Raw genomic sequence first — 23,858 nt, 5'->3', positions numbered from 1 at the left:
GTCGACCACCTCGCACGCTCGTGCACGTTTGGTACCGTCTGCACGGGGGATGTGACCGTGCCGGCGCTGTGAACCACACCGTTCGTCCCTGATCGGCAATCGGAGCAGACCGTCGACAGGAGGGTGGGACCGTGGATCGTCGAGACGACAGCCCGCACTCCTCCGGTCCCGGCAGCCGGGCGGGTACGAACGGATCCTGGTCTCCGCCCGAACCGGAACGATTCTCTCGGCCGTCCGTTCCGCCCTCCCACGTTCCCGCACCGCACCATCCGGGCCTCGCCGATCCGCGACGCGACTCGGCCGCCTTCGGTGCGGAGAGCCCGGTGCGCCGACCCGGGTCGCCCTTCGTCTCGCCGGCCCCGTCCTCCACTCGGCCGGGGTGGCGCCGCGCCCTGGATCGCGTCCTAAGCAGTGGGCGACCGGGTGACCGTGGTGCGGTCGCCTCCGAGGCGGAGCGTCGCCACCAGATCGACCGCATCCGACAGCCATTGCGAAGCGATTACCGGATCGCCTTCCTGTCCCTCAAGGGCGGGGTGGGCAAGACGACCGTCACCGTCGGGCTGGGGTCGGTGTTCGCCTCCCTGCGACGCGACGACGTCATCGCCGTCGACGCGAACCCCGACTTCGGAACGCTGGGGGAGCGCGTCTCGCGGCAGACGATGTCCACGGTGCGCGATCTCCTCGCTGCCCGGCCGACCATCCGGAGTTACGCCGACATCAGGGAGCACACCTCCCAGTCGTCGAGTCGTCTCGAGGTCGTCGCGGGGGAGCGTGACCCGGCCGCGTCGGAGGCGTTCACCGAACAGGACTACCGCGCGGTCATCGACACCCTTCGAGCGCACTACAACCTGATCCTCACCGACTGCGGCACGGGCATCATGCACTCGGCGATGGAGGGGGTGCTGTCGCTGGCGCACGCACTGGTGCTCGTCAGCTCGCCGGCGGTCGACGGTGCCAAGAGCGCCGCCGCGACCCTGGACTGGCTCGGGTTGCACGGGTACGCGCACCTCGTCGAGCGGACCGTCGTCGTCATCAGCGCCCACCGACCGGGCGCCGCGAGCATCGACATGGACGAACTCACCCGGCACTTCCTCGCGCGCTGCCGCGCCGTCGTGGTGATTCCCTTCGACGATCATCTGGCGGAGGGCTCCGTCGTCGATCTCGATCGACTGCGCCCCCGCACGCGCGCCGCCTTCATGGACCTGGCGGCGATGATGGCGGACGATTTTCCCGACGCGGAGGGCCGCCACGCGTCCGCGCCGAAGTCGATGCCGCAGCGTCACCGCGCGTACTGAACCCGCGTCACTCGGGCTCGGCCAGGGGTTTCAGCACCACCACACCGCGGTCGACGAGAGCCGTGGGATCGAGGTAGTCGCCGCCGCGACGCGCTCCCCAGTGCAGGCACCACGCGGCGACGCACCCCTGGTGACCTGCCTCGAGGACACCGATCGGCTGACCTCGTCGCAGCCGGGTGCCGACCGTGACGGTGGGCGTGACCGGTTCGTACGTGGTCCGGAGGCCGCCGGCATGGTCGATCGAGACGACGGGGCGGCCGGCGACCGCACCTGCGAACACGACGACCCCGTCCCCGGCCGCGACGACGGTGTGTGTCGGATCGGAGCCCCCGTCGAGGTCGACGCCGCGATGGCCCGGCAGCCACCGCTCGGGTGGCGGGTCGTACGGGGTCACCACGGCGGGACGGGGCTGCAGCGGCCAGTCGAACGGGTGTCCGTCCGTGTCCGCGGCTGCTACGTATCCGGACGCCAGCAGGGCTGCCGCCAGCGCCGCGGACACGAGCGCCGAACGCGGCGACCCACGGCGGGCGGAGCGGAGACAGGTCATCCCCGCACTCTTGCGAACGCGACGACAGTGGTCCCGCGTCGAGCCACCGCACCCGGGGACGGACCGTCCTCCGTGCACAGGCGGTCGACCCGGTTATGACCTGCGGCGTCGCGGACGTACACTGACTTCTGCGGCCTGTCCACACGGGTCGACTTCGCGCGCTCGTCGCGCTTCGGTACGGAACGGCACCTGTCGATCCTCCACCGGAGCACGGGTTCGTCGGCTGGTCCTGCACTGCAGGTCCGACGGACGACGAGCGCCAGGGCACGACACACCTGCGGTACGACGGACCCACGGGTTCGGCGATCGACGGTGCTCGCGCATCAACCGGCACACGAAAGAGAGATCCACAGCTATGGCTGTCGTTACCATGAAGCAGCTGCTCGACAGCGGCACGCACTTCGGGCACCAGACCCGTCGTTGGAATCCGAAGATGAAGCGATTCATCTTCACCGATCGCAACGGCATCTACATCATCGACCTGCAGCAGACGCTGACGTACATCGATCAGGCGTACGAATTCGTCAAGGAGACCGTCGCCCACGGTGGCACCGTTCTCTTCGTCGGGACCAAGAAGCAGGCACAGGAGTCCATTGCGGCCGAGGCGACTCGGGTCGGAATGCCCTACGTGAACCAGCGCTGGCTCGGCGGCATGCTCACCAACTTCACCACGGTCCACAAGCGTCTGATCCGGCTCAAGGAACTCGAGTCGATGGAGCAGACCGGTGGCTTCGAGGGCCGCACGAAGAAGGAAATCCTCATGCTCACGCGTGAGATGACCAAGCTCGATCGCACCCTCGGTGGTATCCGGGACATGTCCAAGGTCCCGTCGGCGATCTGGATCGTCGACACCAACAAGGAGCACCTCGCGGTCGCCGAGGCTCGCAAGCTGAACATCCCGGTCATCGCGATCCTGGACACCAACTGCGACCCCGACGTCGTCGACTACCCGATCCCGGGCAACGACGACGCGATCCGTTCCGCAGCACTCCTCACTAAGGTCGTGGCGTCCGCCGTGGCCGAGGGCGTGCAGGCGCGTGCCGGCCGCAACGCCGGTACGGACGAGAAGCCCGAGGTCGGTGCCGGCGAGCCCCTGGCCGAGTGGGAGCTCGAGCAGCTCTCGCAGGCCTCCCCGGCCGCCGAGGCGACGCAGCAGGCCGCTGCCGAGACCCCGGCAACCACCGACGCACCTGTCACGGAGGCTCCGGCCGCCGAGGGCGCGAACGGTGCGGCGGCTCCCGCCGAGACCGAGGCACCCGTCGCGGACGTTCCCACCGCGCAGAACTGATCACGGTCGAGACCCGGTGTGCCCGTTAGTGGCGCACCGGGTCTCGTTCTGATTCACCCCCTCTCTCGTCACACACGAGACGCATCACCCGTGCGTCTCCACGAGCAATGCAAGGAGGCTCGCCCACGATGGCGAACTACACTGCCGCCGACGTCAAGCGGCTCCGTGAGCTGACCGGCTCCGGCATGTTGGACTGCAAGAACGCGCTCGCCGACAACGACGGCGACTTCGACAAGGCCGTCGAGCAGCTCCGTATCAAGGGCGCGAAGGACGTCGGCAAGCGCGCCGAGCGTTCCACCGCCGAGGGTCTCGTCGTCGCGAAGAACGGTGTCCTCCTCGAGATCAACTCGGAGACCGACTTCGTCGCCAAGAACGAGGAGTTCCAGAACTTCGCGCAGTCCATCGCGGACGTGGCGGCCGAGGGCAAGCCGGCCGACGTCGACGCCCTGAAGGCGCTGCAGCTCGACGGCAAGACCGTCGACGCCGCACTGCAGGAGCTCTCGGCCAAGATCGGCGAGAAGCTCGAGATCCGTCGCGTCGTCTCCTTCGACGGTCCGGTCGCGACCTACCTGCACAAGCGCAGCTCTGACCTCCCGCCCGCCGTCGGTGTCCTCGTCGAGTACACCGGTGAGGGCGAGGCCGCAGCCGAGGCCGCTCGCGGCGCCGCGATGCAGGTCGCCGCGCTCAAGGCCAAGTACGTCACCCGCGACGAGGTCCCCGCCGACATCGTCGAGGGCGAGCGCCGCATCGCGGAGCAGACCGCCCGCGAGGAGGGCAAGCCCGAGCAGGCACTGCCCAAGATCATCGAGGGTCGCGTCAACGGCTACTACAAGGACGTCGTGTTGACCGAGCAGTCCTCGGTCCAGGACAGCAAGAAGACCGTCAAGGCTCTTCTCGCCGACGCCGGAGTCACCATCACGCGCTTCGTGCGTTTCGAGGTCGGCTCCAACTGAGCCTCGTGACACCCGAGTGACGTCATGACCGTGCCGTCCACCCCGAGGGGTGGACGGCACAGTCATGTGCGCCCCGTGCCGACGCATGGGGCAAGATCAGGCGCAACAGTGTCGTGCGGACACCGACCCGCACACGCCCCACGGACAGGAGCCTTCATGACCGAGTCGTCGCCCGCCCGCACCGGATTCACCCGAGTGCTGCTCAAACTGGGCGGTGAGATGTTCGGTGGTGGTCAGGTCGGACTCGATCCCGACGTGGTGCAGAAGGTGGCGGAGGAGATCGCGGACGTCGTCCGTTCGGGTGTCCAGGTCGCCGTCGTCATCGGCGGCGGGAACTTCTTCCGCGGAGCCGAGCTCCAGGTGCGCGGTATGGACCGGTCCCGCTCCGACTACATGGGCATGCTGGGCACCGTCATGAACTGCCTCGCCCTGCAGGACTTCCTCGAGAAGCAGGGCATCACCACGCGCGTGCAGACGGCCATCACCATGGGGCAGGTCGCCGAGCCGTACATCCCGCTTCGCGCCGAACGCCACCTCGAGAAGGGGCGCGTGGTCATCTTCGGAGCCGGCATGGGCATGCCCTACTTCTCCACCGACACCACGGCGGCGCAGCGTGCGCTCGAGATCGGCGCGGAAGTGGTGTTGATGGCCAAGGGTGTCGACGGGGTCTACTCCGCGGACCCGCGAGAGGATCCGACCGCCACGATGTACACCGAGATCTCGCACCGCGAGGTCATCGAGAAGGGGCTGAAGGTGGCCGATGCCACAGCCTTCAGCCTCTGCATGGACAATGGGATGCCGATCATGGTCTTCAATCTGCTCACCGAGGGAAACATCGCGCGAGCGGTGTCGGGTGAGAAGATCGGAACCCTGGTCAAGTGAGTCACCACGTGCAGTCGCTGCACACTCGAGGTTTTCGGAAGGAACGGTCGTGATCGACGAAGCGCTCTTCGACGCCGAAGAGAGAATGGAAAAGGCCGTCACGGTCGCGCAGAACGATCTGTCGTCCATTCGGACGGGTCGCGCGAACCCGGGGATGTTCTCGAAGATCGTGGTCGAGTACTACGGCTCGCTGACCCCCATCACCCAGCTCGCGGGCATCAACGTGCCCGAGGCGCGCATGGTGATCGTCAAGCCGTACGAGCAGGCCCAGTTGGGCCCCATCGAGACTGCGATCCGCAACTCGGACCTGGGGTTCAACCCGTCCAACGACGGACACATCATCCGGATCTCGATCCCGCAGCTCACCGAGGAGCGGCGCCGCGAGTACGTCAAGCAGGCCAAGAGCAAGGGTGAGGACGCGAAGGTGTCCATCCGCAACGTCCGCCGCAAGGTGATGGACGAGCTCAAGCGCATCCAGAAGGACGGCGAGGCAGGCGAGGACGAGGTCACGCGTGCGGAGGCCGAGCTCGACAAGACCACCGCGAAGTACGTGGCGCAGGTGGACGAGATCGTGAAGAACAAGGAAGCGGAACTGATGGAGGTGTGACCTCCGCACGTCCCGGTGGCCCAGATGAAGTGAAACGAGAAGCAGTGTCCGTATCGGCCGACAACGGTTCGACCGCCGATCCCGCCCCGAAGACCTCGCGGGCGGGCCGCGACCTCCCCGCGGCGATCGCGGTCGGCGGCGCACTGGGCGTGTCGCTCATCGTCGTCCTGGTCCTGGTTCCGCTCGTGTTCATCGGCATCGCCGCGGCCGCGGTCGCCGTCGCCTCGTGGGAGGTGACGAAGCGGCTGCGGGAGTCCGACATCTCGGTGCCCCGGATCCCGGTGATCCTCGGAGGTCAGGCGATGATCTGGCTCGCGTGGCCGTTCGGCGCACTGGGCGCGCTCAGTGCGTTCGCCGCGACGGTTCTGGTCACGATGGTCTGGCGCCTGTTGTCCGGTGGTCTGGACGTGGCACCGAAGAACTACCTGCGCGACTGCGCGATCTCGATCTTCGTCCTGTCGTGGCTGCCGCTGTTCGGTGCGTTCGCGGCGTTGCTGACCCTCGAGGACGACGGCGGCTCGCGCGTCCTCGTGCTCATGATCGCGGTGGTGTGTTCGGACGTCGGCGGCTACGCGGCCGGAGTCCTGTTCGGACGGCATGCGATGGCGCCGGCCATCAGCCCGAAGAAGTCCTGGGAGGGGCTCGGCGGATCGCTGCTCTTCAGTGTCGTCGGGTGCGTCCTCACCGTCACGTTCCTGCTGGACGCGAACCCGTTCGTGGGGGCCCTGCTGGGCGTGCTCATCGTCTTCTCCGCGACGCTCGGCGACCTGGTCGAGTCGCAGGTCAAGCGGGAGCTCGGGATCAAGGACATGGGGACGATGCTTCCCGGTCACGGCGGACTGATGGACCGCCTCGACTCCGTTCTGCCCAGCATCCTCGTGACGTGGATCGTTCTGACGATCTTCGTCTGATCCTGTGCCCGGTCGCGACGGCGTGATTGCCAGTCCGAACATCTGGAACTGGCCCGATGTGTACGAGGCCGAGAATCGCGCCCAGGACGTCACCGGCGAGATCGAGGCGGTGCTGCGGGATCTCACGCCGTGGGCGGGACGCGACGTCGTCGACGTCGGATGCGGAACCGGATTCCATCTGCCTCTGTTCGCCCGCGCTGCACGGTCCGTGGTCGGTGTCGAACCACACCCACCACTGATCGAGCGTGCTCGGCACCGGGTCGCGGGCTCCGCTGTGCGGGTGCTCCGGGGGACTGCGGATCGGCTGCCGCTGGATGACTGCTCGGCGGACGTCGTGCACGCCAGGACGGCCTACTTCTTCGGGCCGGGATGCGGGCCGGGCATCACCGAGGCCATGCGGGTCCTGCGTCCCGGGGGTGTGTTGGTGGTGGTGGATCTCGACGCCACGGTCGATCCGTACGGAGGATGGATGCGCCGCGACCTGCTGCACTACGACCCCCTCACCGTCGAACGATTCTTCGCCGCGCAGGGTTTCGACCTGCGCCGGGTCCGGACGCGGTGGTCGTTCGCGGACCGCGAGGAGGCCGCTGCGGTGCTGGGAATCGAGTTCTCGCCGCGGGTGGCCGCTCGCGCGCTGCGGCAGCTCACCGGCACGTCCGTCGAGGTCGGATACCGGGTGCACACTCGTCGCAGACCGCACGGACTCGAGACGGCCTGAGCCGCCGCGTCGGCGATCAGGAATCGAGAAGCAGCCCCGATGCGCACCGGCTACCGTGTCCGCTGACCCGTTCGCTGCACCACGAAGGACATCAGCCATGGCCACGAAGTCGAGTACCGCACGGCACGTCGCCGACACCCACGATGTCATCCGGGTGCAGGGGGCGAGAGTCAACACTCTGCAGAACGTGAGCGTCGACCTCCCGAAGCGCCGTCTGACGGTCTTCACCGGCGTGTCCGGATCGGGCAAGAGTTCGTTGGTGTTCGGCACGATCGCCGCCGAGTCCCAGCGCATGATCAACGAGACGTACAGCGCGTTCGTGCAGGGGTTCATGCCCAGTCTCGCGCGGCCCGACGTGGATCTGCTCGACGGTCTGACGACGGCCATCATCGTGGACCAGCAGCGGCTCGGCGCCGATCCGAGGTCCACCGTCGGTACCGCCACCGACGCCAACGCGATGCTGCGCATCCTCTTCAGCCGTCTCGGACAGCCGTACGTGGGCTCCCCGCAGGCGTTCTCGTTCAACGTGGCGTCCATCTCCGGTGCGGGAGCGGTGACGGTGGAGAAGGGCGGACGTCAGACGAAGCAGAAGCGCACCTTCAGCATCACCGGCGGGATGTGTCCGCGGTGCGAGGGGCGCGGCTCCGTCTCCGACATCGACCTCACGGCGCTCTTCGACGACAGCAAGTCGCTCAACGAGGGTGCGATCACGATCCCCGGCTACAGCATGGAGGGGTGGTACGGGAGGATCTTCCGCGGCTCCGGCTACTTCGATCCGGACAAGCCCATCGCGAAGTTCACCAAGCGCCAGCGCGAGGACCTGCTGTACCGGGAGCCGACCAAGATCCAGGTGGACGGTATCAATCTCACGTACTCCGGTCTGATTCCCCAGATCCAGAAGTCGTTCCTGTCCAAGGACGTCGACGCGATGCAGCCGCACATCCGGGCGTTCGTCGAACGCGCGGTGACCTTCGCCGTGTGCCCGGAGTGCGACGGCACGCGGCTCAACGAGGGTGCACGGTCCTCGAAGATCGACGGCGTGTCGATCGCCGACGCGTGCGCCATGCAGATCAGCGATCTCGCGACGTGGATCCGCGGAGTGTCGGCACCGTCCGTGGCCCCGCTGCTCACCTCGCTGGGAGACACCCTCGACTCGTTCCGGGAGATCGGACTGGGCTATCTGAGTCTCGACCGGCCGGCGGGCACCCTCTCCGGTGGTGAAGCGCAGCGCACCAAGATGATCCGACACCTCGGATCGTCGCTCACCGACGTCACCTACGTCTTCGACGAACCCACCACCGGACTCCATCCCCACGACATCGCCAACATGAACGATCTGTTGATCCGGTTGCGCGACAAGGGAAACACGGTGCTCGTCGTCGAGCACAAGCCCGAGACGATCGTCATCGCCGACCACGTCGTCGATCTCGGACCCGGCGCCGGAACGGCCGGTGGCACGGTGTGCTTCGAGGGCACCGTCGAGGGGCTGCGGACGAGTGACACCATCACGGGCCGGCACTTCGACGACCGCGCCGCGGTGAAGGACGCGGTGCGCACGTCGACCGGAGCGGTGGAGATCCGCGGCGCCGATTCGCACAACCTGAAGTCGGTGGACGTCGACGTGCCCCTCGGGGTCCTGGTGGTCGTGACCGGGGTCGCCGGGTCGGGCAAGAGTTCGTTGATCCACGGCTCGCTCTCGGGACGCGAGGACGTCGTGGCCGTCGATCAGGGCGCGATCCGCGGCTCGCGGCGCAGCAACCCCGCGACCTACACGGGCCTCCTCGAGCCGATCCGGAAGGCCTTCGCCAAGGTCAACGGAGTGAAGCCGGCTCTCTTCAGCGCGAATTCGGAGGGAGCGTGCCCGACGTGCAACGGCAACGGGGTGATCTACAGCGACCTCGCGATGATGGCCGGAGTCGCCACCGTGTGCGAGCTGTGCGAGGGCCGACGGTTCCAGAACTCGGTCCTCGAGTACCACCTCGGCGGCCGCGACATCAGCGAGGTGCTCGCGATGTCGGTGGCGCAGGCACAGGAGTTCTTCGCCGGCGGTGACGCTGCGCTACCGGCGGCGCATCGAATCCTGACCCGGCTGAACGACGTGGGCCTGGGCTATCTGAAGATCGGTCAGCCGCTGACCACACTGTCCGGCGGCGAGCGTCAGCGGCTGAAGCTGGCGACGCACATGGGGGACAAGGGCGGCATCCTGGTCCTCGACGAGCCCACGACGGGACTGCATCTCGCCGACGTCGAGCAGTTGCTCGCCCTGCTCGACAGGCTGGTGGACGCCGGGAAGTCGGTGATCGTCATCGAACATCACCAGGCCGTGATGGCCCATGCGGACTGGATCATCGACCTCGGACCGGGCGCCGGGCACGACGGTGGCACCGTGGTCTACGAAGGAACACCCGCGGACCTGGTCGCGGCACGGTCCACCCTCACGGGTGAACACCTCGCCGCGTACGTCGAGCGGTGACCGTCAGCCGATCGAGAAGACCGCGGCCTGAGCGGTGATCTTCTTCGCCTTGGCCAGGCGGGGGAGATCGCTGCCGTCGCGCACGCCGGAGCCGTCCTCACCGAGCTGGGCGATGACGTCCCGAGCCCACGCCACATCGGCAGCGCTGGGTGCGAGTTCGCGGTTGACGATGGGGCCCTGATCGGAGTGCATGCACAGCTTGCCGGTCATGCCCATGGAGACGGTGAGCTGGCTGTCGCGGCTCAGCATGCTGTCGTTGACGGCGAGGGTGGGGCCGTCGATGGGGCCGGGAAGCCGGGCGGCGCGGCTCGACACGACGAGCCGGGCGCGCGGGTAGGCCATCGCCATCGGGTCGTCGCTCATGCCGGTGTCGCGCCGGAAGTCGCCGCTGCCGAACGCCAGGCGGAAGGTGGCCTCGGCGCGCGCGATCTCGGGGGCAGCCTCGAGACCCATGGCCGACTCCACCAGCGCCACGATCCGGCAACCGTGACCCAATCGGTCGGCGGTGGCCTCGACCTGGCTTCCGCTCTCGGTCTTGGCGAGCATGACGCCCTCGAGGGTGTCGATGCCGCGCAGCGCGTCGAGATCGTCGGCCCAGTACGGCGTCGTGGCGTCGTTGATGCGTACCCAGGCGCGGCCGCCGGCACGGAGCCAGGACACGACGGCATCGCGTGCGGCGGGCTTCGCGCCCGGTGCGACGGCGTCCTCGATGTCCAGGATCACGGCGTCGACGGCGGACTCCGCGGCCGGGGTGAAGAGTTCCGGCTTGCTCGCAGGAACGAGAAGCCACGAGCGCGCCTTGTCGGCGGCCACTCCAGATAGCACGGGGTTCTCCAGGAAGGTCGTCACGTGTGCAGTCCTCGCTCGGTGTGTCGCTCGTGGGTCGCGTCGAGCTGCGACTCGTACCGTTCGATCACCACTGTGCACGGCAGACCATCACACGTGAAGGTTGTGTCAATAGTGTTCACGTGCGCGACGGAACACCGACGGCCGCGACGTGAGATCGCTCACGACGGCGGCCGAGAAACTACTTGCGCTTGGCGGCCCGGCGGACCTGCAGGATGCGCACTCCACCCGCGGTGGCCATGACGAGCGCACCGGCGACCGCGGCGAGGAGCATGCCGATGCCGATGGGCAGGTCGAAGGTCCAGCCGAACAGGTGAATCGGGACGCTGTCGAGGTTCTGGATGATGAACACCATCAGGACGACCAGGATGATCGCGCCCACCACGAGACCGGTGTAGAGCGCCGCCGCACGGGTGTGCTTGACGCCGTCGGGCGTCTTTCCCTGGGCCAGGCGGGTGTCCGTGGGCCCGGTCTGCTCGACGGGGAGACCCGCGGCGGTGGAGGAGGTGTCCAGAGGAGCGTCCGTGCCGGTCAGGGCGTTCGGATCGGATGCGTCGTGCGATGAGCGGGCCATGTACAGATCATGCTGTACGGAGGTGGCGAATGCACGTCTGCCCCGACCGTGCCCGACAGTGTCGCCGAACAGTGAGAGAATGGTGCTCACTATGGCACCCATCGCTCTCCCTCTCGTGTTCGACGCTCCCCGTCGCGGCATGCCCGCGAAGCACCTCGCCGACCTCGACGCGGACCAGCGTCGAGCGGCCGTCGCCGAGCTGGGCCTGCCGGCGTTCCGCGCCGACCAGCTGGCGCGGCAGTACTACTCCCGGCTGGAGGCGGACCCGGCGAAGATGACCGATCTTCCGGCGTCGGTCCGCGAGAAGGTCGGGGACGCGCTGTTCCCGACGTTGCTCACGCCCGTCAAGCACATCGCCTGCGACGGCGGGGACACGCGCAAGACGCTGTGGAAGGCCGCCGACGGCACACTGCTCGAGTCGGTTCTCATGCGGTACCCGGATCGCGCGACGCTGTGCATCTCGAGCCAGGCCGGGTGTGGCATGGCCTGCCCGTTCTGCGCCACCGGCCAGGCCGGCCTGCAACGCAACCTCTCCACGGCCGAGATCGTCGACCAGGTGCGGAGCGCTGCGGCGGATCTCCGCGACGGTGCGGTCGAGGGCGGCGAGGGGCGACTGTCCAACGTCGTCTTCATGGGGATGGGGGAGCCGCTCGCGAACTACAAGCGCGTCGTCGCGGCGGTCAAACGGATCGTCTCGCCCGCGCCGGAGGGCCTCGGCCTGTCACAGCGCTCGGTGACGGTGTCCACCGTCGGGCTCGCGCCCGCGATCCGCAAGCTGGCCGACGAGGGTCTGACGGTGACGCTGGCCGTGTCGCTGCACTGCCCGGACGACGAACTGCGCGACACGCTCGTCCCCGTCAACAACCGCTGGCCCATCGCCGAGGTCCTCGACGCGGCGCGCTACTACGCCGACACCACGGGGCGACGGGTCTCCATCGAGTACGCGCTGATCCGCGACATCAACGATCAGCCGTGGCGAGCGGACATGCTGGCCAAGAAGCTCAAGCGCGCCTTGGGGGCGCTGGTCCACGTGAACCTGATCCCGCTCAATCCGACACCCGGCAGCGAGTGGGACGCCAGTCCGAAGCCGGTGGAGCAGGAATTCGTGCGACGCGTCCGTGCGCACGGAGTCTCGTGCACCGTGCGTGACACGCGGGGTCAGGAGATCGCGGCGGCCTGCGGGCAGCTGGCCGCCGAGAACTGAGCCGTCAGGAGCGGCGCGGCTTGCGGCGGAGCAGGATGTCGCGGACCAGCAGGCCTGCGATGGCCACGGCGAAGCCGACGAGCCAGATGTCCTCGACCCGGCCCGTGTGGTTACCGATGATCATGACCAGCAGGATCGCGACGGTGACCCAGCCCGCGATGCGCGAGGTACGGGGGCCTTCGCCGCTCCACCCCCACTCCGCGGACGGCACCTCGGCGGTGCTGACCTTGGTCGTGGGAACGCGCTCGACGTCCGAAGCCTGGTTGCGGCTGATGTCGGTCACGGCCGATCCTCCTGAAAGTCTGTGATGCAGGTGGTCCCTGGTGGGCTGAATCCTAGCGCGCTGTACGACCGGCCGTCGTAGGGGCAGTCGCCACGACGTGTCAGGCGGTGAGGGCCGCTATGTAGCGACCGGTCGCGATGCGCTGGGTCGCCCTGTTGAGGGGCCCGCCCAGTGCGACGACCCTGTTGCCGGGCCGCGAGAAAGCGCGAATGTGGGCGGTCACGGCGTCGGTGACCGGATCGTGTCGGACGGTGAAGCGCTCCTCACCCGACTCGGGGTGACCCGGCAGCGTGCCGTACGCGAAGCCCCGGTGGTGCGGTTCGTCGATCACCTCGACGACCCGGCACGGGATGCGGACCGGACCCAGCAGCAGGACCACCACGGTGTCGACGGTCGCCGACGCCGCGCTCGACCGCACCCGCAGCCCGGCGCCGCGATGCATGTCCCACTCGACGATGCGGCGTCCGGCCCGCTCGAAGAGTTCGAGGCCGGTCCCGATGCGCTTCTCTACGTCGACGTGGTGGTAACCCGCCGGCATCGACTCGTGCGCGGTCCCTCCGATCTCGGCGTACGTGAGGGGCGTCGAGAAGTACGAGTCCGGATCGGCGGACGGGAGCAGGGGCACGCCGTCCATCCTCACACGGTGAGCCGCAGTTGCCCGCTCACCGTGCTCTCAGTGAGGTCGTCCACACTGTCCAGGTGACGGAACAGAAGGCACGTGGGACCGACGGACCCGTGCGGGTGCTGGTGCTCGGCAGTACGGGGTCCATCGGCACCCAGGCGCTCGAGGTGATGGCGGCTCGACCGGACCGTTTCACCGTGGTCGGGCTGGCCGCCGGCGGAGGCAACGTCGATCTGTTGCGTCGACAGATCGCCGAGACCGGTGTCCGCGACGTGGCGGTGGCCGACGTCGACGCCGCGCGGACCGTGGACACGCCGGGGCTGCGCTCGGGGGCCGACGCGGCGACGTCGTTGGTCCGCGAGGTGCAGGCCGACGTGGTCCTCAACGCGCTCGTCGGGTCTCTCGGTCTGCCGCCGACGCTCGCTGCGCTGGAATCGGGAGCTCGACTGGCGTTGGCGAACAAGGAGTCTCTCGTGGCGGGCGGCTCGCTGGTCACGTCCGCGGCGGCTCCGGGCCAGATCGTTCCCGTCGACTCCGAGCACTCGGCTCTCGCCCAGTGCCTGCGCGGCGGTCGCGCCGACGAGGTGGCCCGACTGGTGGTCACGGCGTCCGGTGGGCCGTTCCGCGGCTGGGATCGCGAGGGCCTCGAGTCCGTGACGCCGGAGCAGGCCGGCAAGCACCCCACCTGGTCGATGGGTCCGATGAACACGTTGAACTCGGCCACCCTGGTGAACAAGGGCCTCGAGGTGATCGAGGCGCATCTGCTGTTCGGCATCCCGTACGACCGCATCGACGTCACCGTGCATCCGCAGTCCATCGTCCACTCGATGGTCACGTTCACCGACGGATCGACGCTCGCTCAGGCCAGCCCGCCGGACATGAAGCTGCCGATCGCGCTGGCACTCGGATGGCCTGATCGCATCGCCGGCGCCGCGACGGCCCTGGACTTCACCCGAGCCCACACGTGGGACTTCGAACCACTCGACGACGAGGTGTTCCCCGCGGTCGAGCTCGCGCGCACCGCCGGCGCGCTGGGCGGCTGCATGACTGCGGTCTACAACGCGGCGAACGAGATCGCCGCCGAGGCGTTCCTCGACGGGCGCCTGTCGTTCCCGCAGATCGTGGACGTCGTGTCCGACGTGGTCGACGCCGGACGCGGCGACTGGTCCGCTGAACCGTCTACGGTGGACGACGTTCTCGCAGCGGACACGTGGGCTCGGGGCACCGCCCGCACACTCGCCGCCACACGATCGAAAGGCTGAACGAGAAGATGGTGTTCGTTCTCGGTGTGATCGCCTTCGCGATCTGCATCGGCATCTCGATCGCGCTCCACGAGTGCGGGCACATGTGGGTGGCCAAGGCGACCGGCATGAAGGTGCGCCGCTACTACATCGGGTTCGGGCCCAAGATCTTCTCCTGGCGTCGCGGCGAGACCGAGTACGGACTCAAGGCGATCCCGGCCGGTGGCTTCTGCGACATCGCGGGCATGACGGCGGTCGACGAGCTCGCTCCCGACGAGGTCGAGCGCGCGATGTACAAGCAGAAGACCTGGAAGCGCCTCGCCGTGATGTTCGGCGGGATCGCGATGAACTTCGTGCTGGCGTTCGTGCTGGTGTACACCCTCGCCCTCGGCTGGGGTCTGCCCAATCGCGACACGACGGCCACCGTGGCGGGGACCCAGTGCGTGGCCCCGCAGAACGTCGAGGGCGACATGGCGCCCTGCTCGGGTCCCGGTCCCGCGGGTGCCGCGGGCATCCGGGACGGTGACGTCATCACCGCCGTGAACGGCGAGTCGACGCCCACGTTCGGCGACGTCGTCGCGGCGATCCAGGACGAGCGTGGATCGGTGTCCGTCACGGTCGAGCGGGCCGGTGAGACACTCACCGTGCCCGTCGACGTGCAGGAGACGGACCGTCTCTTCGCCGTCGAGAACGGCGCACCCGACGCTACGGAGCTGCGCACGGTCGGCGCCATCGGCGTCGCCCGCACCCCACTCACCCTCGACTACGACCCTGTGTCCGCCATCGGGGGATCGGCCTCCTACACAGTGTTCATCGCGGGGCAGACGGTGCAGGCCATCGTCGATCTCCCCAGCAAGGTGGGTGCACTGTGGACGTCGATCACCGGTGGTGAGCGGGATCCGAACACTCCTATCAGCGTGGTCGGTGCCAGCGTCATCGGCGGTCAGGCGGCGGAACGCGGCCTGTGGGAGGTCTTCGTCACGCTGTTGGCGACCCTCAACTTCTTCCTCGGTGCCTTCAACCTGCTCCCGTTGCTCCCGCTCGACGGCGGTCACATCGCGGTGACCGTCTACGAGGGCATCCGGAACAAGATCCGCTCGCTGCGGGGGCTGGGCAAGGGTGCGCCCGTGAACTACCTCAAGCTGATGCCGGTGACGTACGTCGTCATTCTCATCGGCGGCGCGTTCATGCTCCTGACCCTCACCGCCGACATCGTGAACCCCATTCAGATCTTCCGCTAGAAGCGCAGGTCCGGCGTGACGGCGCGAACACACGGCGGTCCTCCCGGCGCGACTACAGTGGGGAGAGTCAGTCGGCACCAGATGCCGTCAGAAGCTCGAAAGGATCGAAGTGACCGTTGGACTGGGCATGCCGGCCGGACCCGTACCGGTGCTCACACCGCGACGGAAGACTCGTCAGCTTCAGGTGGGCAGCGTCGGTGTCGGCAGCGACTCGCCGATCTCGGTGCAGTCGATGTGCACCACCAAGACTCACGACATCAACTCCACCCTGCAGCAGATCGCCGAACTCACCGCCGCGGGATGCGACATCGTCCGCGTCGCGTGCCCGCGTCAGGAGGATGCGGACGCCCTGGCGACCATTGCGCGCAAGTCGCAGATCCCTGTCATCGCGGACATCCACTTCCAGCCGCGGTACATCTTCGCGGCCATCGATGCCGGGTGCGCCGCCGTGCGCGTGAACCCCGGCAACATCAAGGAGTTCGACGGCCGCGTCAAGGAGGTCGCGAAGGCGGCCGGTGACGCGGGCATCCCCATCCGTATCGGAGTCAACGCAGGATCCCTCGATCCGCGCCTGATGCAGAAGTACGGCAAGGCCACGCCCGAGGCGCTGGTGGAGTCGGCGCTGTGGGAGGCCGGCCTCTTCGAGGAACACGGTTTCGGCGACATCAAGATCTCGGTCAAGCACAACGACCCGGTCATCATGGTCGAGGCCTACCGTCAGCTCGCCGCCAAGTGCGACTACCCGCTGCACCTCGGCGTGACCGAGGCCGGGCCGGCGTTCCAGGGCACCATCAAGTCCGCCGTCGCCTTCGGATCGCTGCTGGCCGACGGCATCGGCGACACGATCCGCGTCTCGCTGTCCGCGCCGCCCAACGAGGAGATCAAGGTGGGGACGCAGATCCTGCAGTCCCTCAACCTCCGTCCCCGCAAGCTCGAGATCGTCTCCTGCCCGTCCTGCGGACGCGCACAGGTCGACGTCTACACCCTCGCCGACCAGGTGACGGCCGGACTCGAGGGCATGGAGATCCCGCTCCGCGTCGCCGTCATGGGTTGCGTCGTCAACGGTCCCGGTGAGGCGCGCGACGCCGATCTCGGTGTGGCGTCCGGAAACGGCAAGGGACAGATCTTCGTCAAGGGCGAGGTCATCAAGACGGTGCCCGAGGCGATGATCGTGGAGACCCTGATCGAGGAGGCGATGCGTATCGCCGAGTCGTACGAGTCCGACCAGGAAGCCGCCGGCGGATCGCCCGTCGTGTCGGTCAGCTGATTCTCCTCGTCTGCGGCGACATTTCCTGGCAGTGTCACCATGACAACGGGTGTGCTCGGTGTGGATCGGTGGTCACGGAGGTGGCGGGATGCTCAAGCTGCTCGGCGCTAAGGCGCTGACGAGCCGCGACACGAACGAGGTCGTCCGTGTGCTGCGCAGTGATCCCGTCGCATCGTGCATGGTGCTGGCACGTGTCGAGGAATCGGGCGTGGAGCCCCGCGACAACCACGGTGAACTGTGGTCACGCGGAGGTCCGGCATCGTCCCTGTGTTTCTCGGGAGCCAATCTCGTGCCGTTGTTCGGTACCTACGACGATCTCCGGAGTTTCGCCGAGCGCGCGTTGCGCTCTCCCCGCGTCTGCTCGTCGCTGGTGGGGCGAGCCGAACTGACGCTGCCGTTGTGGGACATGCTCGCCGCGGACTGGGGGACCCCGCGTGAGGTGCGTGCCGAGCAGCCACTGCTGGCGTTGACGAGCGCGCCTACCGCCGTGGACCCCTACGTCCGACGCGTCACCGTCGACGAGCTGGACGTGTACCTCACCGCTGCCGTGGCGATGTTCATCGAGGAGGTGGGCGTCGATCCGCGCGCGGGCGACGGCGGACGCGGCTATCGGCGGCGCATCGCCTCGCTGATCGCGGCGGGTCGCGCCTGGGCGAGGTTCGAGGAGGGCCGCGTCGTCTTCAAGGCCGAGGTCGGATCGCTGTCCACCTCGGTCGGTCAGATCCAGGGCGTGTGGGTGCACCCGCTCTACCGCGGGCGCGGGCTCGGCACCGCGGGGACCGCATCCGTGGCGGCCGCGGTGGTCGACAGCGGCCGCACGGCCAGCCTGTACGTCAACAGTTTCAACGTGCCCGCCCGCCGTGCCTACGAGCGTGTCGGGTTCGAGCGCGTCGCCACCTTCTCCACAGTTCTGCTCGACTGACACGCTGTCAGGGTGAGGGCCGCGGGCGTCCCGTCGCCCTACGATGAGGATCGATGACCTCTCGTGAACACGGCCGTGCCACCCGCGTCCTGATCGTGCTCGTCGCGGCGATCACCGCGGTGGCGGCCTCGGCGTGCACCCCGAAACCGCAGGGCCCCGAGTCCGCGGCCGATTCGTTCGTCTCCGCGCTGGCCGAGCGTGACAGTGCCGCCGCGGCGCAGGCCACGGATCGGCCGGACCTCGCGACCGCCGCCGTCGATCAGGCGTGGGACGGCCTGCAGGCCGAGTCGCTCGACGCGGCGACCGGCGCGGTGAGCGTGAACGGCGACACCGCGACCGTCGACTACACCTACACGTGGCACCTTCCGAAGGACCGCACCTGGACCTACGACGGGGCCCTGCAGATGGGCCGACGCGACGGGGCCTGGGTGGTCCGGTGGAACTCGACCGATCTGCACCCCAAGCTCGGGGACACCCAGTCGATGGTGCTGCGGTCCACGTCGGCGCCGCGGGCGCGGGTCAACGAGCACGCGGGGTCGGACGTCCTGGTCCCCGGGGTGGTCCAGGGGGTGTCCTTCGACGCCGCCGAGTCGACCGACGTGGTGGGCACGGCGCGCACCCTCGAACGCATCCTGAAGCCCTTCGACGCGTCGATCACGGCGCAGTCCATCGTGGAGTCGGCGACCGCGACGCAGGGCCCGTACCGCCTGATGACCCTCCGGGACGAGGACTACGACGCCGTCGCGCCCGGTCTGCTCGCGTTGTCCGGGGTGTCGGTGACAGAGCAGTCCGACCTGGTCTCCACCGATCGCACGTTCGCCCCCGACCTGGTGAGCCAGGTGAAGAAGACCGTGATGGACCGCGTCGACGGTGCCGCGGGCTGGAGCGTCGTGGCGGTCAACACCAACGGCGCGGACATCGGTGTGTTGACCGAGACGGCGCCGCAGCCGGTTCCGTCGATCAGTATCAGCCTCGACCGTCCGGTGCAGGTGGCCGCACAGAACGCCGTCAACGTGTCACGGGACCAGGCAATGATGGTGGTGATCCAGCCGTCGACAGGCGACATCCTCGCGGTGGCGCAGAACCCGGCGGCGGATCGGGACGGTCCCGTGGCCTCGACCGGCCTCTACCCGCCGGGCTCCACCTTCAAGATCATCACGGCGGGTGCGGCGATCGAGGAGGGACTCGCGACGCCCGAGACCACCGTGCCGTGCCCGGGCCGCATCGTCATCGGCGAGCGCAGCGTGCCCAACTACAACGAGTTCTCCCTCGGGGACGTCTCGATGAACACGGCCTTCACGCGCTCGTGCAACACCTCGTTCGCGAAGCTCGCCAGTGAGATGTCCGCGAGTGCTCTCACCGACGCGGCGGCCATGTTCGGCGTCGGGCCCGACTACGGCGTCGTGGGTCTGCCCACCGAGTCGGGATCCGTCCCGCCCGCAGAGGAATTGGTGCAGCGCACCGAGGACGGGTTCGGACAGGGAAAGGTGCTGGTGTCGACGTTCGGCATGGCTCTCGCCGCCGCGACCGTCGCACACGGATCGACGCCCGTTCCCCGGCTGATCCAGGGGGAGGAGACCACGATCGACGGTGACCACCCGCAGATCGAGCCGGCCATGGTCGACGGACTCCGCGGGATGATGCGCTCGGTGGTCACGAGCGGCACCGCGGACCGGATCGCCGACCAGGGCGAGGTGTACGGCAAGACGGGTGAGGCCGAGGTCGAGGGCGGATCCCATGCCTGGTTCGTCGGATACCGCGGTGATCTCGCGTTCGCGACCCTTGTCGTGCGCGGTGGCAGCTCGGACAATGCCGTCGCCGTGACGCGGGACATGATCACCGCGCTGCCCGCCGGATACTGACCTCGACCGGCGGCGACTACGCTGGTGCCATGTCCGTCCGCACCGTTCTCGAACCCGGCACCGTCTCACCCGTTCTCGATGTTCCCAAGTCCGTCGAGCGTCCCGAGTACGCGTGGAAGAAGACTGCGCGCGAAGGCCACGAGCCGTGGGTGCAGACCCCGGAGACCATCGAGAAGATGCGTCTGGCGAGCCGCATCGCCGCGCAGGCACTGCAGGAGGCCGGAAAGGCCGTCGAGCCGGGCGTCACGACAGACCGACTCGATCGTATCGCCCACGAGTACATGGTCGACCACGGCGCGTACCCGTCGACGTTGGGCTACAAGGGATTTCCGAAGTCCTGCTGCACCTCGCTCAACGAGGTCATCTGCCACGGCATCCCTGATTCGACGGTCGTGCAGGACGGCGACATCGTCAACATCGACGTCACGGCGTACATCGACGGGGTGCACGGTGACACGAACGCCACCTTCCTCGCCGGGGACGTCTCCGAGGAAGCGCGCCTGCTCGTGGAGCGCACCCACGAGGCCACCATGCGGGCGATCAAGGCGGTCAAGCCGGGTCGCGCTCTGAACGTCGTCGGACGGGTCATCGAGGCGTACGCCGATCGTTTCGGGTACGGCGTCGTCCGGGACTTCACCGGCCACGGCATCGGCACCACCTTCCACAACGGCCTGGTGGTGCTGCACTACGACGAGCCCACCGTCGAGACGGTGCTGGAGCCCGGGATGGTCTTCACCATCGAGCCGATGATCACCCTCGGCGGCATCGACTGGGACCAGTGGAACGACGGCTGGACCGTCGTCACGCGGGACCGATCCTGGACCGCCCAGTTCGAGCACACTCTCGTCGTCACGGAGACGGGCGCCGAGATCCTCACCCTCCCTTGACCCTTCGCGGCGCCATTCTAGTCGCGGGAACTACCTCGGACGCGGGCAAGAGTGTCGTCGTGGCGGGGTTGTGCCGCCTCCTCGCTCGGCGCGGTGTGAGGGTGGCGCCGTTCAAGGCGCAGAACATGTCCAACAACTCCGTCGTCACGTTGGACGGCGGGGAGATCGGTCGTGCGCAGGCACTGCAGGCCAGAGCATGCGGCCTCGAGCCCAGCGTGCGGTTCAATCCGATACTGCTGAAGCCGGGCGGGGACAGGACGTCGCAACTGGTTGTTCGCGGTCGTGCCACCGGCACCGTGGGCGCCGCCGACTACATGACGCACCGACAACATCTGCGCTCGGTCGTGGCGGAGGAGCTCGACGCTCTGCGGGCCGACTTCGACGTGGTGATCTGCGAGGGCGCCGGCTCACCCGCCGAGATCAACCTGCGGGCCACCGATCTGGCGAACATGGGACTGGCGCGCGCTGCGAGCCTTCCCGTGATCGTCGTGGGCGACATCGATCGCGGGGGAGTGCTGGCCCACTTCTTCGGCACTCTGGCCGTGCTCGACGCGGCGGATCAGGCACTGATCGCGGGGTTCGTCGTGAACAAGTTCCGCGGCGATCCCGCGCTGCTTCAACCGGGACTCGACACCCTCGAGGCTCTCACGGGCCGACCGACGTTGGGCATCGTTCCGTTCAGCGACGAGTTGTGGCTCGACGCCGAGGACTCCCTCGGGACCGTGGCCGACGCACCGCTGGGCCGGCCCGCTCCTCCGATCGGATCGCAGTGGCTCCGCGTCGCCGCCGTGCGGTTACCGCGTATCTCGAACTCCACCGACGTCGAGGCCCTGGCGTGCGAACCGGGGGTGACGGTGCACTGGGCGACCGAGGCCTCCCGACTGGCAGATGCCGATCTGGTGGTGCTCCCCGGCTCCAAGGCCACGGTCCAGGACCTGGACTGGCTTCGTCGCACCGGTATCGCGGACGAGCTGGCGCGGCGCGTGGCTCGCGGTGCTCCGGTCCTCGGGATCTGCGGCGGTTACCAGATGCTGGGAAGAACGATCACCGACGCCGTGGAGTCGGGTGCCGGGCAGGTGCAGGGGCTCGGCCTCCTGGACCTCGACATCGAATTCGCGGCGGACAAGGTGCTCTCCCGGGTCAGCGGGTATGCCGGCGCGGTCCCCGTGACCGGCTACGAGATCCACCACGGCCGGGTGACCCGAAGCGGCGACGAGCCCTGGTTCACGGGCACCGGTGACGAACCCGAGGGCAGCGTTCGTGGACGGGTGCGCGGCACCCACTGGCACGGCCTCCTGGAGAACGACGACTTCCGTCGGGCCTTCCTCACGGAGGTGGCGGAGCAGGCCGGCCGCACCGGTTTCGTGGTGGCCCCGGACACGGATGTCGACGCGATGCGCACCGCCCAGGTGGACCTGTTGGCCGACCTCATGGAGAGCTCCCTCGACGTCGACGCGCTTCTCACGCTCGTCGCCGACGGAGCGTCACCGTCGCTGCGCATCCTGGACGTGCGCTGACGTCCTCCCCGCCGACGGTCGGGTAGCGTCCAGTCCCATGCAGCAGCAGACCGTCTCCCTGCCCTCCGGCGATCTGACCGTGCGAATCGACGGGCCGGACAGTGGCCACGCGGTGCTGTTGCTCCCGGCCGACGACGACGGCGCAGACGTCTTCGACGACACGGCGGCGCGGCTGACGACCTCGGATCTGCGCACCGTCACGCTCGAGCCCGGCGTGAGTCCGAACGACACCGATCTCGTGGCGCTGCTCGATGCTCTCGGGTTGCCGTGGGTCAATCTGGTCGGCAGGGGAGAGGGCGCCGACCGCGCCTGGTCGCTCGCCGCCCGCACGTTCGGGCGCGTGTCGAGCCTGGTCGTCATCGACCGGGGTCACCCGGCTGTTCGTGACGGCTCCGGTTGCCCGGCAGTCGAATTGCGTACGACGATGGTGGTCGTGGACCCGACCTTCGCGGAGGAGGCGTCCGCGACGAGCCGCTACGTCTACGGCGACTACCGCGTCGTCACGCTCGACTCGTCGACCCCGGACGCCGCGGCCGCAGCACTGGCCACCGAGATCGTGATGCGCACCAGCGCCTGGTGATCATTCGCCGGGCGCGGTGAGGTAGTCGTTCCCCTGCGAGTCGCAGATGTGGACGATGCCGTTGCAAAGCTTCCGGTAATGCCACTGCCCCCGTGTCTTCAACCCGTGATGCCGGCGGCACAGGGGTTGAAGGTTGGCGGCGACCGTCATCCGGCTCTCCGGGGGTCGGTGTGGTCGAACGGGACGACGTGATCGAGGTCGCAGTCCTCGCTGGGCACAGCACATCCCGGATGGACGCACGTCGGATACAGGGCTGTCACCAGCGACGCGATCGCCTCGGACGGCCGGTAGGTCAACGCCCCGGCCGGGGGTACGGCGAAGTCACCGTGGCCGTCGGGGTCGGCGACGGCGCGGTCCAGCGCCGATGGTGGGAGCGCGCGGAGATAGTCGACCTGCTCCCTGGCTTTGCGGGCTGTCGTGCTGCCCAGCTTCCCCGCGGTCGGTGTCCAGCCTGCGGGCATACGGTGGGTGCGGCGGACTTCCCGACCCGTGATCGGCACAGGCGGGTCGGGGACGGTGGGTGGGTCGTGCTCCGGGCAACGGCAGCTGCATCCCGCCCGCGGTTCAGTTCCGCGGGCTGCGGTGATGAGTGCTTGCCACGTCGCATCCCCGGCGATCCTCCGTGCAGTGTCCGCAGGAACCGGCCCCCAACCCACGAGGTGCCCCGGCTCCCCTGCCAACCCCGCCGCCGTGGCGGCGTCGAGGACGATGACGGCATGATGGGCCGGTGCGGCCGGCGACGGCGCGTGGGCGCACCTCTCGTCAACGCAGTCGCACGGCAGAGGTGTGCCGGTGATGATCGCATGCGCAGCGTCGAACAACCGCGCCGGCAGCGAACTCGGATCGCACACCCCTCGGGCCGCCTCGACGATGGCCCGCTTCATCCCGGCGATCTGCTCTGCGGGGCCACGAACTTTCAGCTCGGCTTGACCTCGCGGCAGCTTCCTGACCGAGACGTACCGTTCCGTCGTCGCGCGCCCCCGAGCGATGCGGTGCCACTCCGCGTCGAACTCCGCGAGAATCCGATCGACCGCCGCTGCCACCGCACCCGGAGTGCACCGCGACGCGGCAGCGATCACCCGCTGCAGCAGCTCTTCGGTGGCGTTCGGAACCCCGGCCACCGACCGGCACACCGTCT

At 68.5% G+C, this 23,858-nt stretch carries 23 protein-coding genes; 17 read left to right on the top strand and 6 right to left on the bottom strand.

Annotated features, from left to right (window positions below):
* Positions 1–131 precede the first annotated feature (131 nt).
* Positions 132–1,295 (top strand): MinD/ParA family ATP-binding protein, encoded by a 1,164-nt coding sequence (locus tag ASG69_RS12265; protein ID WP_082544493.1) that lies wholly within the window; start codon positions 132–134, stop codon positions 1,293–1,295.
* Between the two features lie 7 nt (positions 1,296–1,302).
* Here the strand turns inward: ASG69_RS12265 and ASG69_RS12260 are convergent, their stop codons facing one another.
* Complete coding sequence (locus ASG69_RS12260) at positions 1,303–1,842, bottom strand: M23 family metallopeptidase (RefSeq protein ID WP_056445048.1); 540 nt, start codon at positions 1,840–1,842, stop codon at positions 1,303–1,305.
* 355 nt (positions 1,843–2,197) lie between these two features.
* Here ASG69_RS12260 and rpsB point away from each other — a divergent pair, with 355 nt between their 5' ends.
* The 7 genes from rpsB (at position 2,198) to ASG69_RS12225 (ending at position 9,674) form a co-directional block, all read left to right on the top strand.
* Positions 2,198–3,130, top strand: coding sequence for a 30S ribosomal protein S2 (gene rpsB / locus ASG69_RS12255; RefSeq protein WP_056445046.1), 933 nt, complete (start codon positions 2,198–2,200; stop codon positions 3,128–3,130).
* Positions 3,131–3,258: 128 nt separating this feature from the next.
* Positions 3,259–4,083, top strand: a complete 825-nt coding sequence (tsf, locus tag ASG69_RS12250; RefSeq protein ID WP_027505036.1) for a translation elongation factor Ts — start codon at positions 3,259–3,261, stop codon at positions 4,081–4,083.
* 156 nt (positions 4,084–4,239) lie between these two features.
* Positions 4,240–4,965: a UMP kinase gene (gene pyrH, locus ASG69_RS12245; RefSeq protein ID WP_056445043.1), complete on the top strand. Its 726-nt coding sequence runs from the start codon at positions 4,240–4,242 to the stop codon at positions 4,963–4,965.
* Between the two features lie 49 nt (positions 4,966–5,014).
* On the top strand, positions 5,015–5,572 hold the full coding sequence (gene frr / locus ASG69_RS12240; protein WP_027505038.1) for a ribosome recycling factor: 558 nt from the start codon (positions 5,015–5,017) through the stop codon (positions 5,570–5,572).
* Between the two features lie 44 nt (positions 5,573–5,616).
* Positions 5,617–6,483 (top strand): phosphatidate cytidylyltransferase, encoded by an 867-nt coding sequence (locus ASG69_RS12235; RefSeq protein WP_037185291.1) that lies wholly within the window; start codon positions 5,617–5,619, stop codon positions 6,481–6,483.
* 22 nt (positions 6,484–6,505) lie between these two features.
* On the top strand, positions 6,506–7,201 hold the full coding sequence (locus tag ASG69_RS12230) for a class I SAM-dependent methyltransferase (protein ID WP_056445327.1): 696 nt from the start codon (positions 6,506–6,508) through the stop codon (positions 7,199–7,201).
* Between the two features lie 97 nt (positions 7,202–7,298).
* A complete protein-coding gene (locus tag ASG69_RS12225; RefSeq protein WP_056445040.1) occupies positions 7,299–9,674 on the top strand; it encodes an ATP-binding cassette domain-containing protein in 2,376 nt (791 codons plus the stop codon).
* Positions 9,675–9,677: 3 nt separating this feature from the next.
* Here ASG69_RS12225 and ASG69_RS12220 read toward each other — a convergent pair whose 3' ends face one another.
* Positions 9,678–10,523, bottom strand: a complete 846-nt coding sequence (locus ASG69_RS12220; RefSeq protein WP_197027755.1) for an HpcH/HpaI aldolase/citrate lyase family protein — start codon at positions 10,521–10,523, stop codon at positions 9,678–9,680.
* Between the two features lie 178 nt (positions 10,524–10,701).
* A complete protein-coding gene (locus tag ASG69_RS12215; protein WP_027505043.1) occupies positions 10,702–11,094 on the bottom strand; it encodes a LapA family protein in 393 nt (130 codons plus the stop codon).
* A gap of 91 nt (positions 11,095–11,185) precedes the next feature.
* On the opposite strand from ASG69_RS12215, the gene rlmN reads away from it, so the two are divergent.
* A complete protein-coding gene (gene rlmN, locus ASG69_RS12210) occupies positions 11,186–12,298 on the top strand; it encodes a 23S rRNA (adenine(2503)-C(2))-methyltransferase RlmN (RefSeq protein WP_027505044.1) in 1,113 nt (370 codons plus the stop codon).
* A 4-nt stretch (positions 12,299–12,302) separates the two neighbouring features.
* Here the strand turns inward: rlmN and ASG69_RS12205 are convergent, their stop codons facing one another.
* Together ASG69_RS12205 and ASG69_RS12200 are read right to left on the bottom strand one after the other, a co-directional pair.
* Entirely contained in the window at positions 12,303–12,581 is a 279-nt protein-coding gene (locus ASG69_RS12205) for a DUF2631 domain-containing protein (RefSeq protein WP_037185298.1), read from the bottom strand.
* Positions 12,582–12,681: 100 nt separating this feature from the next.
* The gene (locus tag ASG69_RS12200; RefSeq protein ID WP_056445038.1) at positions 12,682–13,215 is read right to left on the bottom strand and encodes a DUF1990 family protein; all 534 of its coding nucleotides are present in this window, start codon (positions 13,213–13,215) and stop codon (positions 12,682–12,684) included.
* Between the two features lie 107 nt (positions 13,216–13,322).
* Between ASG69_RS12200 and dxr the strand changes: the two genes are divergently transcribed.
* The 8 genes from dxr (at position 13,323) to ASG69_RS12160 (ending at position 22,720) form a co-directional block, all read left to right on the top strand.
* Positions 13,323–14,465: a 1-deoxy-D-xylulose-5-phosphate reductoisomerase gene (gene dxr, locus ASG69_RS12195; protein WP_056445324.1), complete on the top strand. Its 1,143-nt coding sequence runs from the start codon at positions 13,323–13,325 to the stop codon at positions 14,463–14,465.
* Positions 14,466–14,473: 8 nt separating this feature from the next.
* Positions 14,474–15,685: a M50 family metallopeptidase gene (locus tag ASG69_RS12190; protein WP_056445035.1), complete on the top strand. Its 1,212-nt coding sequence runs from the start codon at positions 14,474–14,476 to the stop codon at positions 15,683–15,685.
* Positions 15,686–15,788: 103 nt separating this feature from the next.
* A complete protein-coding gene (gene ispG, locus ASG69_RS12185) occupies positions 15,789–16,952 on the top strand; it encodes a flavodoxin-dependent (E)-4-hydroxy-3-methylbut-2-enyl-diphosphate synthase (protein ID WP_155956970.1) in 1,164 nt (387 codons plus the stop codon).
* Between the two features lie 88 nt (positions 16,953–17,040).
* Positions 17,041–17,874: a GNAT family N-acetyltransferase gene (locus ASG69_RS12180; protein WP_027505050.1), complete on the top strand. Its 834-nt coding sequence runs from the start codon at positions 17,041–17,043 to the stop codon at positions 17,872–17,874.
* A gap of 53 nt (positions 17,875–17,927) precedes the next feature.
* Positions 17,928–19,736, top strand: a complete 1,809-nt coding sequence (locus tag ASG69_RS12175; RefSeq protein WP_056445032.1) for a penicillin-binding transpeptidase domain-containing protein — start codon at positions 17,928–17,930, stop codon at positions 19,734–19,736.
* Between the two features lie 29 nt (positions 19,737–19,765).
* The gene (gene map / locus ASG69_RS12170; protein ID WP_056445029.1) at positions 19,766–20,623 is read left to right on the top strand and encodes a type I methionyl aminopeptidase; all 858 of its coding nucleotides are present in this window, start codon (positions 19,766–19,768) and stop codon (positions 20,621–20,623) included.
* Positions 20,620–22,140 carry a cobyric acid synthase gene (locus tag ASG69_RS12165; RefSeq protein WP_056445025.1) on the top strand — a complete coding sequence of 507 codons (1,521 nt, stop codon included), beginning with the start codon at positions 20,620–20,622 and terminating at the stop codon, positions 22,138–22,140. The genes map and ASG69_RS12165 overlap by 4 nt, the downstream gene beginning before the upstream one ends.
* 37 nt (positions 22,141–22,177) lie before the next feature.
* A complete protein-coding gene (locus ASG69_RS12160; protein ID WP_056445022.1) occupies positions 22,178–22,720 on the top strand; it encodes an alpha/beta hydrolase in 543 nt (180 codons plus the stop codon).
* A gap of 146 nt (positions 22,721–22,866) precedes the next feature.
* On the opposite strand, the gene ASG69_RS12155 is transcribed toward ASG69_RS12160, so the two are convergent.
* The coding region (locus tag ASG69_RS12155) for a DUF222 domain-containing protein (protein WP_235578927.1) at positions 22,867–23,858 on the bottom strand (992 nt) is incomplete at its 5' end.

Origin of the sequence: Rhodococcus sp. Leaf225, from assembly GCF_001426145.1 — a bacterium.
Classification (GTDB): domain Bacteria; phylum Actinomycetota; class Actinomycetes; order Mycobacteriales; family Mycobacteriaceae; genus Rhodococcoides.
This window is presented reverse-complemented; position numbering and strand designations above follow the sequence as displayed.

Bases quoted from the DNA above. Each gene is read 5' to 3' on its own strand.
- rpsB (WP_056445046.1), top strand. From the start codon at position 2,198: ATGGCTGTCGTTACCATGAAGCAGCTGCTCGACAGCGGCACGCACTTC.
- ASG69_RS12260 (WP_056445048.1), bottom strand. From the start codon at position 1,842: ATGACCTGTCTCCGCTCCGCCCGCCGTGGGTCGCCGCGTTCGGCGCTC.
- rlmN (WP_027505044.1), top strand. From the start codon at position 11,186: ATGGCACCCATCGCTCTCCCTCTCGTGTTCGACGCTCCCCGTCGCGGC.
- ASG69_RS12200 (WP_056445038.1), bottom strand. From the start codon at position 13,215: ATGGACGGCGTGCCCCTGCTCCCGTCCGCCGATCCGGACTCGTACTTC.
- ASG69_RS12215 (WP_027505043.1), bottom strand. From the start codon at position 11,094: ATGGCCCGCTCATCGCACGACGCATCCGATCCGAACGCCCTGACCGGC.
- ASG69_RS12175 (WP_056445032.1), top strand. From the start codon at position 17,928: ATGACCTCTCGTGAACACGGCCGTGCCACCCGCGTCCTGATCGTGCTC.
- ASG69_RS12190 (WP_056445035.1), top strand. From the start codon at position 14,474: ATGGTGTTCGTTCTCGGTGTGATCGCCTTCGCGATCTGCATCGGCATC.
- tsf (WP_027505036.1), top strand. From the start codon at position 3,259: ATGGCGAACTACACTGCCGCCGACGTCAAGCGGCTCCGTGAGCTGACC.
- ASG69_RS12225 (WP_056445040.1), top strand. From the start codon at position 7,299: ATGGCCACGAAGTCGAGTACCGCACGGCACGTCGCCGACACCCACGAT.
- ASG69_RS12180 (WP_027505050.1), top strand. From the start codon at position 17,041: ATGCTCAAGCTGCTCGGCGCTAAGGCGCTGACGAGCCGCGACACGAAC.
- map (WP_056445029.1), top strand. From the start codon at position 19,766: ATGTCCGTCCGCACCGTTCTCGAACCCGGCACCGTCTCACCCGTTCTC.
- pyrH (WP_056445043.1), top strand. From the start codon at position 4,240: ATGACCGAGTCGTCGCCCGCCCGCACCGGATTCACCCGAGTGCTGCTC.
- ASG69_RS12160 (WP_056445022.1), top strand. From the start codon at position 22,178: ATGCAGCAGCAGACCGTCTCCCTGCCCTCCGGCGATCTGACCGTGCGA.